This window comes from Bacteroides sp. BFG-637 (genome assembly GCF_024793605.1).
GTDB classification, from domain to species: domain Bacteria; phylum Bacteroidota; class Bacteroidia; order Bacteroidales; family Bacteroidaceae; genus Bacteroides; species Bacteroides vicugnae.
Window position 1 is genome coordinate 450705 of sequence record NZ_JANUPD010000002.1, and the last position, 12194, is coordinate 462898.

8 protein-coding genes and 3 pseudogenes are annotated in these 12194 nt (G+C 38.1%); 2 read left to right on the forward strand and 9 right to left on the reverse strand.

Annotated elements, in window-relative coordinates; all coding sequences use genetic code 11:
* Positions 1–13 precede the first annotated feature (13 nt).
* The 5 genes and pseudogenes from NXX38_RS01965 to NXX38_RS01995 form a co-directional block, all read right to left on the reverse strand.
* Positions 14–1034 (reverse strand): annotated as a pseudogene (locus NXX38_RS01965) (GRP family sugar transporter).
* Between the two features lie 15 nt (positions 1035–1049).
* A complete protein-coding gene (locus NXX38_RS01975; protein ID WP_258981848.1) occupies positions 1050–2474 on the reverse strand; it encodes an L-fucose/L-arabinose isomerase family protein in 1425 nt (474 codons plus the stop codon).
* Positions 2475–2497: 23 nt separating this feature from the next.
* Positions 2498–3986, reverse strand: a pseudogene (gene glpK, locus NXX38_RS01985) (glycerol kinase GlpK).
* 46 nt (positions 3987–4032) lie between these two features.
* A pseudogene (locus NXX38_RS01990) lies at positions 4033–4950 on the reverse strand (transketolase family protein); the annotation flags it as partial.
* On the reverse strand, positions 4944–5786 hold the full coding sequence (locus NXX38_RS01995; RefSeq protein ID WP_258978495.1) for a transketolase: 843 nt from the start codon (positions 5784–5786) through the stop codon (positions 4944–4946). The gene NXX38_RS01995 and the pseudogene NXX38_RS01990, both read right to left, overlap by 7 nt.
* A 264-nt stretch (positions 5787–6050) precedes the next feature.
* Here NXX38_RS01995 and ribB point away from each other — a divergent pair, with 264 nt between their 5' ends.
* Together ribB and NXX38_RS02005 are read left to right on the forward strand one after the other, a co-directional pair.
* Positions 6051–6665 carry a 3,4-dihydroxy-2-butanone-4-phosphate synthase gene (gene ribB / locus NXX38_RS02000; RefSeq protein WP_258978496.1) on the forward strand — a complete coding sequence of 205 codons (615 nt, stop codon included), beginning with the start codon at positions 6051–6053 and terminating at the stop codon, positions 6663–6665.
* Between the two features lie 5 nt (positions 6666–6670).
* Entirely contained in the window at positions 6671–7432 is a 762-nt protein-coding gene (locus NXX38_RS02005; protein WP_258978497.1) for a DeoR/GlpR family DNA-binding transcription regulator, read from the forward strand.
* Positions 7433–7892: 460 nt separating this feature from the next.
* Here NXX38_RS02005 and tnpC read toward each other — a convergent pair whose 3' ends face one another.
* The 4 genes from tnpC to guaA form a co-directional block, all read right to left on the reverse strand.
* Positions 7893–9482, reverse strand: a complete 1590-nt coding sequence (gene tnpC, locus NXX38_RS02010) for an IS66 family transposase (protein ID WP_195650751.1) — start codon at positions 9480–9482, stop codon at positions 7893–7895.
* A 73-nt stretch (positions 9483–9555) separates the two neighbouring features.
* On the reverse strand, positions 9556–9924 hold the full coding sequence (gene tnpB, locus NXX38_RS02015) for an IS66 family insertion sequence element accessory protein TnpB (protein ID WP_167511782.1): 369 nt from the start codon (positions 9922–9924) through the stop codon (positions 9556–9558).
* A 74-nt stretch (positions 9925–9998) separates the two neighbouring features.
* Entirely contained in the window at positions 9999–10241 is a 243-nt protein-coding gene (gene tnpA / locus NXX38_RS02020; protein ID WP_258978498.1) for an IS66 family insertion sequence element accessory protein TnpA, read from the reverse strand.
* A gap of 440 nt (positions 10242–10681) precedes the next feature.
* A complete protein-coding gene (gene guaA, locus NXX38_RS02025; RefSeq protein WP_258978499.1) occupies positions 10682–11977 on the reverse strand; it encodes a glutamine-hydrolyzing GMP synthase in 1296 nt (431 codons plus the stop codon).
* Positions 11978–12194: the final 217 nt, after the last annotated feature.

Here is a 12194-nt window from a genome sequence, read left to right on the forward strand (position 1 = left end):
TTCAACCTATGTTTTAGTTAGACAAAGTAATAAGTATCAATCCTGCAATGAACAAGAGAAACATGGCAGCTATCAACTTGTTAATTTCACTTGGTGCTTCCTTGAATTCTTTCCACACAAATACCCCCCATACCATAGCTACTACCGGAGCAGCGTTACTCAACGCATATGAAATAGCGGGATTGGCAGCTCCAGCTCCCATAAAACTAACAACCATACCTCCCATCCAAATAAATCCACCTAATATACCAATAAAATGTGTTCTGACGCTACCTGCAAAATATTCCTTCATAGTTACTTTTTCACCTTTTACAGGATTCCGCATAGCAATGCTATTAAAAATAGGTGTAGTAACTAAAATACCAACTGCAAAACAAAATATACCTGTGTAGGGAGTTAGGGTACCAGAGCCTCCTGCAACATAAAATGGATCCAATGATTTTACTACTAACCCATAAAAGAACATAATAGCAATACCAGCTATAATCGCAAGCAATATACCCATTTTAGGTGTATTAGTTTTGCTTGTAGGCAATTTAGCATATGCTTTACCACAAATAAAGATAGCTATAATTATAACTATTACACCTAACCATAACAATACTTGATTACCAGGGTACATTTGACCTGCAAAAACTATTAACAAATAGTTGAAAATAATACCACCAATCCATGCAAGACCACCACCAATGGGAAATCCCACAGACATACCTGCTACAGAAATAGCAGCTGTCAGAAAAAATATTACCAAAATTCCAAACAACACCTCCTAAAAATGCATATTTAATACTTTTCCAATCAAAAACTTCTAAGTCTTGTAAGAAAGTACGACCTTCATTTCCCATAGATCCTAAAGTAAGTGCAGCTAACGAGGCTGTCAAAAACAAGCCAATAGTTAAGTCCCAATAGAACAACTCAAAACTCCACTTATTATCAGTAGCAACCATTTTCTGTGTATTCGCCCACGACCCCCAACAGACACAACAAACAACACAACAGAGAATCGCCAATATATAATTATTAATTAATATCATGGATTATCACATTTATTATACATGAATATATAGTTCCCATCCCAAATAGTTATTAATAGCTTCTTCCAAAATATCCTTTACATTACCGCGACACATCGCTACATGATGTTCAAAGCCGTTCTTGCAAATATATTTCATCAAGGTCTGCAAATTATTCACTTTAGTTACTGCAATACACCCATCCATTCCGTAAGGATCATCAGTAATTTTTCCTTCTCCCAAATATGATTTAATACATCCTCTAGTGTCATCAGTAGAGATACGAAAAAACGTAAATTCTCCTTGTTTAACCTTCCCATAAACAGCTCCAAATGTATTTACTTTTCCAAGTGTCCTTCCTAATACACCTAAAGTGCCTAGTGTAATGTTATCCATAACAAAGGATTTGGGAAAATTACCACAATGGGTACAAACACATTTATTACGATCTTCTGCAAAATTATTATTCCAATCTAATAAAGCCGACTGACGACCAGAAGCCAAAGTTAACGCATACATTGAAACGGCACCAGCAATATCGACTTCACAAGCTGCCGGAATAAGTTTTTCTCCTAGCATACTCATTGTTACGCAAGCTGCACAACCATAATTCTGTTCCAAAGAGTCCCAACATTGGATAGCTACAGCATCGATTGCATTTGCTTCCATCCATTGCTCCACAGCCAAACCAAATTTTGCCTGAAGTATAAGTTTCCCATCATATTCTTGCGGAACTAACGCATATTTTTTAATATCTTCTACTTTTTGCAATAAAGCAGAATTGTCATTCTCTATTTTGCTAGCAACTGCCAATATTTCCGATAAATCAACTGGAACAACAGTAATTCCGGTAGCTTGAAGAATTTTTTCACTTGCACGAACTGTTTGAAAACCTGCAGGACGGGCACCTATAGCTCCAATACGAGCATGTCGAAGTCCATTAACAACACGACAAATTGCAGCAAATTTATTAATATCTTTAGCTAATAAATCAGAGAAAATAGAGTAAGTGTGTAAAGTTGTATCCGTAAAAGGTATACCATATTGATACAAGTTGTTACAAACTGATATTTTTCCACAAAAGGCATCACGACGGCTATCCAAATCGACTTTATTATTTTCATCATCACATGCCTGTACTAAAATTGGAACATTCAATTCTGCTATACTAATAGCATTAATTATACCGATTTCAAAGCCAAAATTCGGTAATGAAACTATGATCCCATCAATGCGTTCACGATTTTCACGAAATAAAGCAGCACTTTTCAAACCATCTTCTCGTGTTTCGATACTACTACTCCCTGTAGGAGTCGCATCCTCTGGTAAAATAACATAATCATAACCTTCATTTGTAAGTACCGTCAACAATTGTTTACGAACATCTTTTGCCAATTCTGCATTAAAATAAGCTCGGGTTCCAATAATAACACCAAAACACATTTTCTTTTTGTTTTTCATTTTCATACAGCATCAAATTTAAATTATTTATATATAGAAATAACATTTTTTACAGCTTCACACCAACCATTATGGAAACTTCTAGCTCTTGCTTTATCCATATGTGGATATATATATTTTTTAGCAGCACACAAGTTAGCTACTTCTTGAAAGTTATTCCAAACTTTACGAGCTAAGCCGTTCATTATAACAGCCCCTAATGCCGATGCCTCCTCTATATTAGAACGACTTATTGTAGCCTGCAACATATCAGCCTGAAATTGCATCAAAAATTGATTTTTAGTTGGACCACCATCTACTCGCAATTCTTGTAAAGATATGCCCGCCTTTTGAGACATCATATCCACCAAATCTTTTATCTGATAAGCTATTGATTCAAGTGCAGCACGTAAAATTTGTGCTTTACCCGTTCCTAAAGTCATACCTAAAATAACGGCTTTAGCTTTAGGCTGCCACCAAGGTGCCCCCTAATCCTGCAAATGCAGGAACCAAATAAACACCAGCTGTATCTTCCATCATAGATGCAAATTCTTCTATTTCAGCCGGCGAATCTATCAATCTCAACCCCTCCACTAACCAATTTATAGTAGCTCCTGTACAATGAACATTTCCCTCAAAAGCATAAAATATTTTATCTAAAGCAGAAAAACCTATTGAGGTTACCACTCCCCTAGGAGCTGTGATAAACTTTTCTCCAATATTTAACATAACAGAGGATCCTGTTCCATAAGTAACTTTTCCCAAGCCGGCCTCAAAGCACATCTGACCAGTCAATGCACCATGAGAATCTCCTAAAACGCCAGCTATAAGAATGGGGACATTGAATAGATTTCCTATTGTCGTCTCTCCAAATATAGAATCACAGGAGCATACACGTGGCATCATATTACGAGGAATTGTAAATAGTTCAAGTAAATCATCATCCCATTTTAAGGTATGAATATTAAAAAGCAGTGTCCTAGAAGCATTGGTGTAATCTGTTACATGCTCCCGACCTTCTGTTAATTTCCAAATCAACCAAGAATCAATCGTTCCCAATAATAATTCACCTTTATCTGACATCTCACGAGCATTCTCCACATTATCAAGAATCCATTTAACACCACTCGCAGAGAAATAAGGATCTAATAACAAACCGCTTTTATATTGCACCAGCTTATCATATCCTTTTTCTTTTAATTCTTTACAGATAGAAGTACCTCGCAAACATTGCCAAACTATCGCGTTATATATAGGTCTACCAGTCTTTTTATTCCAAACAACAACTGTTTCACGCTGATTTGTAATAGCTAAAGAATAATTACATATTTCTTTTTCTTGTTTTATTAGTTCTGTTATTGATCTCAATACATTTTGATAGATCTCTTCTGGATCATGCTCTACCCATCCTACTTTCGGATAATATTGTTGATGACTAATGTTCACCCTCCGCAACAACTCACATTTTTCATTAAAGAGCATTGCCTTCGTTGCAGATGTACTTTGATCAATTGCAATTATTTTGTGATTCATAAATATCAGATATTATAGGTCTATCAAGAATACTTGACTGCACGTTTAAAAAATCCAAAGCCGTTTTAAAGATGCTTTCTTTATCTAAGCCATAATAAGTAAATATTTCCGATGATTGTCCATGAATAACATTCTCATCTGGTATTCCTATAATACGGACAGGAACTGGCATTTCCGAAATAGTTTCGGTGACAATACTTCCCAATCCTCCAAACCGACTATGTTCCTCAACTGTTATAATTCTTCCAGTTTCAACAGCTGCTTTTAAAATAGCATTTCTATCATAGGGTTTAATAAAAGCCATGTCAAGAACCCGTGCTTGTATACCTTTTTGATGTAGCATAAGACCAGCTTGATAGGCATGATATACAGTCTCACCTGCTGCGATGATTGTCAGATCAGAACCTTCAAGTAAAGTATTCGCTTTCCCAAAAGTTAATTCAAAATCATCATTTTCATAAACATCTGGAACTGCAGCACGTCCAACTCGTATATATACAGGCTCAGGATAATCAACTAATAATTTCACAAGTTTCTTAGTTTGTCGTGCATCACATGGCAGAACCATATTCATTCCTGGAAAAGTACGCATTACAGCAATATCATGCAAACTATGATGACTAGCACCTAATGCTCCATAAGCAACTCCACCACTCACCCCAAATATTTTCACATTATTACGACTATAAGCTAAATCCACTTTAACCTGTTCAAGACTACGAGCTATGTAAAAGCAAGCTGGACCACAAACAAATACTTTTTTTCCGCTATGGGCCAACCCAGCAGAAATACCGACTGCATTTTGCTCTGCTATCCCGCATTCAACAAATTGTTGAGGTAACTCCTTTGCAAAATCCCCTAATGTCACAGAGCCACGAGCATCAGTTGTAACCGCCACTATATCCTTGTCTAGATGTGCTAATTCTAGTAAGGTTTCAGTAAATATCTTTCTGCAAGCTAACATATTATTTCTTTTTCTAAAACAACAATTCTATCTGAAATTTCCCGAATAGCCTCTTCGTATTGTTCTTTTGAAGGCACTGCATGATGCCATTTAGCAATTCCCTCCATATAGGACACACCTTTTCCTTTAGTAGTATGAGATATAAGTAAGTGAGGCTGATGATTTGAATAATCAATCTTTTCAAACGTATCCACTATATCACCAATATCATCCCCATTCATTTCTTTTACATCCCATCCCAAAGCACTCCAACGCTGATAAATACTTTCCAAAGACATGACTTCTTCCGTAGTTCCACTTATTTGCAAACCATTACGATCAATTATTGCCACCAAATTATCCAAGTGATACTGTTTAGCAGCCATAGCAGCTTCATAAATAGAACCCTCTCCTTGCTCACCATCCCCCATCAAGACAAAGGTTCTGTAGGGATGACCATCCATTTTTGCCGCAATAGCCATACCAACTCCAATAGATAACCCATGTCCCAAAGCTCCAGTATTAACCTCAATACCAGAAACTTCTATAGTAGGATGCCCCGAAAGTACAGAGCCAAATTTCCCTAGAGAGTTTACCAAATCATGAGATATAAAACCTTTTGCTTCAAGAGTCACATATAAGGCTTCAACACAATGACCTTTACTCATAATAAAACGATCCCTCATAATCGCTTTAGGAGTCTTAGAATCAATATTCATCGTATCAAAATAGAGAACTGTAAGAACATTTAAGCAAGAAAGGTCACCTCCAATATGTCCTGCCTTTGCCTTATAAACAACCTCCATCAACCGTCTTCGATTCTCCTCCGATTGCAACTTTAGTTCTTTTATCTTCATATTATTATCTATTTTAGATTATTTCCTCGACAAAGAAAAGAATAAAAAAGAATAAAACAAAGCAATTCGAAAGCATTCGTAATTTTATTCACATTTATTAACTTGAAAACAAAAGAGAACCAAACAATATAAAATAAGATAATCCTATTATACGAAGTTTACTATTATGAATATTGCAAGGTTATTAATTATTAAAAAGCATATTGAATTTTTCGTTTATTTTCGATTTTAATTAATTTTGCAAAAATAAATAATTGAAAAGACATGCTGAATACTGTTGAAGAAGGATTAGAAATGATTCGTCAAGGAAAAATTATAATTATTGTAGATGACGAAGACAGAGAAAATGAGGGAGACTTTGTCGTTGCAGGAGAAAAAATAACACCAGAAATAGTCAACTTCATGATAACCAACGGCAGAGGTTTACTTTGTGCTCCATTACCTCGCACTCGCTGTGAGGAATTAGAACTATATCCCATAGCTTCTCAAAATACCTCTCTTTTAGGTACACCATTTACAATGTCGGTTGATTTACGTGGTCATGGATGTACAACAGGAGTCTCTGCCTTCGATCGTTCTGCTACTATACGCGCATTAGTATCAGAAGATATAGCTCCTACAGATTTAGCACGCCCTGGACACATTTTTCCTCTTTATGGAGTGAAAAATGGCGTATTAGAACGTAACGGTCATACAGAAGCATTGCTAGATATGACAAGATTAGCAGGGCTAAAAGCAGGTGGAGCCCTTATTGAAATATTAAACAAAGATGGTTCAATGGCCCGCTTACCTGAATTATACGCATTAGCTCAAAAATATCAACTTAAAATAATATCGATAAAAAGCATTCAAGAATACCGCATAAAAAATAATCTATAAGTAATATGGCACTAAATCAAAGGAGAGTAAAAATACTAAATTTAATTCGCGAAGACGGACATGCAAAAGTTCAAGATTTAAGCAAAATCTTTAAAGTCACAGATGTAACTATACGACAGGATTTGGAAGTCTTAGAAAACATGGGATATATCCAAAGAGAGCACGGAGGAGCGTTTCTGAAAGATGTTGGTTCATTTGCAAAAACAGGACAACTACTTAATCAAAGCCATATAGAAGAAAAAAGAGAAATAGCATTAAAAGTTTTAGAATTAATAAATGAAGAAGACAGTATTATTTTAGACTCTGGCTCAACCACCACTGAAATAGCCAAGCTTCTCATAAACTACAAAAAACTTACTGTTATAACAAATGCGTTAAACATTGCATTAATACTCGGTGAGAATCCTGGAATTAGCCTTATCGTAACAGGAGGAGAATTTAAGGCACCAACACTGTCCCTAACAGGAAAAATGGCAGCAGATTCTTTTAAAGATATTCATGCTAATAAATTATTTCTAGCTACTGCTGGAATTTCCTCAGATATGCGTCTTACATATCCTAGTTTGAGTGATTTAATCGTTAAATCTGCCATGATTAAATCTGCCGACCAAGCATATTTAGTTGCAGATTCTTCTAAAGTAGGAATTAGTTCATTAGCAAACCTAGGATCAATATCACTTATACAAACAATTATCACAGACAATAAAATTTCAAATGAAAGTATAGAGAAAATAAGAAGAAAAAATGTGAATATTATATTCTCGTAAAGAGCCATATTAGATTATTCGGCATTATTTGGCCAAAACATATATTTTACATTCCTTCTCCTCCAACAAGCAGAAAGGGATATAAATAGTATTTCCTTTTACTATCATACACAACCCACTATATGCTTTCTTAATTCAAATACAGATTTATATATTCATTCTCCTCTTATAGGATCATTATTCTTGCGAACAGTACCAATTTCCAATTAAATATTTTCAAACATTTCGGCTTTATCTAACAAAATAGTTATGATATTTCAAATCCACCTCAGCACCTATTTTTTTGAATACGGCTTGTAAGAGAAATAACCTATCCAGTACTTTACTATCATCGCACACAATTTAGGGTAAGATAAACTAATGAATAAACGTAAGAATTCGTAAGCATCCGATAAAGTACACTATAAAAAATGGCTGTATCTCCTTTCCTGGTAAGCAGCCATCTATCGTTGTATCTCCATCATTCTTTATTCTTTTCCTTCCATTTGTGTGGCAACATTTGTAGCAGTTCCTCATAATTTGCCTTCTGCATATATGGCATTCTTGCTATAACGTCATTCAGATAAGTGCGCGGATTTACTTTATGCGCTTTGCACGTAGCCAGTAACGAACAGACGACACTCATGCTGACGGCCGCCTGATGGTCTCCACAGAACAAGTAGTTCTTTCTACCCAATGTGATTGGTCGGATGGCATTTTCCGCCAGATTGTTATCAATATGGATACGTCCATCCTGCAGATACCTCATCATATTCTCCCAGCGGGTATAGGCATAGGTTATCGCCTTTCCGGTCAGGCTGTTTGGGCTGTATTTTATCCCTTCTGTTTCCATCCATAGCTTCAAGGCATCCATAATAGGTCCGGCAAGTTCCTGACGTTTTCCCATTCGTTCATTTTCTGTAAGCTGCTTCTGGTCACAGTCATGTTCTATGCGATATAGAAGCTGTATTTCTTTTAAGGCATGTTCCGCCATCTGCCTGTTTTCAGCAAGTGCCTGCTCAAAATACCTGCGTATATGAGCCATGCAGTTAACAAGGCGCACATTCGGGTTGACCTTGAAAGCCGATTCGTAACCCTCAAAGCCGTCACATTGGAAATAACCCTTGAAGTCTTTAGCCAGTTGCCCTATCACCGTACCTGACCGTGATCCTTTGTCATAATGGAAAAGCACCAGTCGTTCGACTACCGCCCTGACCATCCACAAGTATTCCTTGTTGGTCTGATGTCCTGCCTTGTCCAGTACAGGTACGGTCGTTTCATCCCCCTGTATGTAGTCGGATTTCATGATTTCCTGCCTGAGTACCTCGTAAAGTGGCTTGAGAAGTTCAACCGCAGGCTTGAACCATCCGTCTATGGTACTTTCACTAGCTTTGAAGCCCAGGTGATGCAACTGTTTCACCTGGCGGTAGAAGGGAAGATGATACTCATATTTCTGCAGGAGTATCTCCGCCAAAAGTGTAGGTCCCGCTATTCCTTTGTATATAGGCAACAGCGGCATGGCGGCTATCTCCACTCCTTTTCTGCCGACCGGTGGAAGTGAAGTGTTGTCTTTAAGGGCATATTTGGGCCGTACAATCTCCTTTATATAAAGTTGTCCGGGCTTATGTTCCACCACACGGGTCACTTCCTCACCAATCTTCCTGTACAGTTCCAGGTCAATGTCTTCCGGCTCGATGATTACCCTTTCAAGTACGGGAAGACCTTCCATTATCCTGCGGTTATTCCGTTCCCGTTTCTTGCTCTCCACCGTTTCTTTTGTGATTGTCTGCACCGCTACTTCACGCGCTTTTTCCAGTTCAGCCGCGTTATCAGGAAGAAAGTCACCGAACAGGTCAGGCTGGTTGGAATCAAGAGACGGGAGTTTCTCTGACTTGTGACCGAAAAGCTGGCGGTTCAGCCATGCGACTTGAGCCGTCAGCTCATTGAGACGGTTCTGTAAGGATTCATTCTGCCGGGTAAGCCTGATAATGGTCTCAGCCTGGGATGCGTTCACCTGCTGCAGGGACTGCAGCATTGAGTTCATCTGTGAAAGCATCTCTTCCTGAGTCATAATCCGTTTCTTTTAATTACACTATAAATGTACAAAATATATCCCGGACAGACAAGGAATACGACATCTATTTTTATACAGTATATACATTTCGTTCCGCCCTCAGACGTCTCAAACGCTGCCCGGGAGATTCACGGATTCCTTCCACCATAATGACAAGATCGCGCCATTCCATCGGATAGCTGCGCGATTTCTCGTCATATTCGGGAATCTTGAAATGACCGGCTTCAAGGCGCTTGACATACATCACCAGACCGCCATCCTCGGCATGGAGAAGCTTCATCAATTTACGGCTGCTGCCAATGAAGATGAATACATCACCGTTCCTGACACTGCAGCCCATACGCTCGTGTACCACACCGCAGAGAGAACTGATACCCTTGCGCATATCAGTCCTGCCGGGGCAGAGAAAATACCGCATCGTATCATTCAGGCAGAACATGGCAACAGGCGTATTGGTTAATCAAACGGGAAGCGGCCTCTTCCATACCGGCACCCAAATGGGCACGGACGCCATTAGGAAACAACAGGGTCATTCCGGAAACAGAAGAGGAGGAAGCAATACAGGGGGGACGTCAGGCTGATGGGGGCTAAGACTGATTGGGGAGCAGATGTCTCGTGATCGGGAACACTGGAAGATTTACGTTTCCAATAATTGTACGTGGAGTAACTGACATGTTCACGTTGCAGAAATTTCAGAAGACTCAGACCGCTTAAACGATGCAGTTCCTGTAAAGAGGTAAATTGTTCTTTTGTCATAATGAAAATATGTTAGAAGTTCATGCAATATTGCACAGGCAAAGGTGCTATGAAAATATGACAGAGAAAACGGGTACTTTATCGGATGCTTACAAGAATTCTGACTAGCATAAAAAAAAATAGTGACGTGATATACTCAGAATTATACGGCATACCAACTATCACCATCCTATAGAATAGAAAGAATTAATTCACCAACAAAGATTCCTACTTATCCTATAAACCATAGCAACCATATGAAGAGATAATGTAAAGACAATGTTTACAATCAAAATAAGTAACAATACGAGAAAAGGTTATCCAATATCTTAACAATATCAAAATGAAATAAAGGAAAGGAGAAAAACATATATTTATTGGTGACTTCTATCCTTCTGGGCAAAATATAACAAATACTCCGAAAGTTATCCATCCAACTTTCGGAGCTATTCAATTTTATTTTATTCCCACTCTATAGTCGCATTAGGTTTCGGCGACATATCATAACAAACGCGATTTACATTCTTCACTTCTTTCAGAATGCGGTCTGTTATCTTCATCAGGATAGGCCAATCAATCGGCTCAATAGTAGCCGTCATAGCATCTACCGTATTGACAGCACGAATAATAACCGGCCAATCAAAAGAACGAGCATTGTCACGTACCCCCACGGATTTAAAATCAGGCACTACGGTAAAGTATTGCCATACTTTTTTATCCAGTCCGGCAAGTTGGAACTCTTCACGCAGAATGGCATCGGATTCACGTACTGCCTCCAAACGATCACGTGTAATAGCACCCAAACAACGTACGCCCAAACCAGGTCCAGGGAACGGTTGACGGTAAACCATTTCATAAGGTAAACCTAGCTCCAAACCACAAGCACGAACTTCATCTTTAAATAATTGGCGCAATGGTTCTACAAGTTGGAATTTTAAATCTTCGGGCAAACCACCTACATTATGATGAGACTTCACCATTTTAGCTGTTTTCGTTCCACTTTCCACAATATCCGGATAAATAGTACCTTGACCCAAGAAGTCAATACCATTCAGCTTACGTGCTTCTTCTTCGAACACACGAATAAACTCACCACCAATAATTTTACGTTTCTGTTCCGGATCTTCCACACCTGCCAGTTTATTCAGGAAACGATCGGTTACATCTACATAAATAAGATTTGCTTTCAACTGGTTGCTGAATACCTCAACCACATCTTCAGACTCTCCCTTACGCATCAAACCATGATTAACATGTACGCAAACCAGATTGTTACCAATTGCCTTCAGAAGTAAAGCTGCTACCACAGAACTGTCAACTCCGCCCGACAAAGCCAGCAAAACTTTCTTATCACCTACTTGACGCCTAATCAACTCGATCTGGTCATTAACAAAATTCTTCATGTTCCAGTTAGCTTCAGCTTTGCAAGCATCGAAAACAAATGATTTCACTGCTGCCTTTATAGCCTCAATATCATCTGTAAATTCTGCCAACTTCACTTCGCAAGTTGCTTTATCGTGACCTGCAGCCATGACGGGAATCCCCAAAGTATAGATAGCCGGATTTACATCAATGGCAACGCCATCAATTACATTATTCGGTCCACCATTGATAATAATACCCTTTACATTGGGCAATGCTTTCAGTTCTTCCACTGTGATATCGTGAGGATAAATCTCACTATAAACTCCTAATGCACGGATGGCGCGAGCCAATACCGTATTCTCATGACTACCCAAGTCAAGGATAACAATCATATCCTGCTTCCATCTGATTTTGGTTGTTTTTTAAGTTATTGTATTGTTTATTATTCACTATCGTTTCCAAACGGTCTGCAAATATAAAGATTTTTAGAGAGACTATAATACATTGATTCTCTAAAGTTTCAGAACAGAGTCACGTTTTTTTGCTGTTATAGTATTCAATTCAACAAAGAATTAAAACAACATAGGAAGTAGATAGCAATAACCCAAT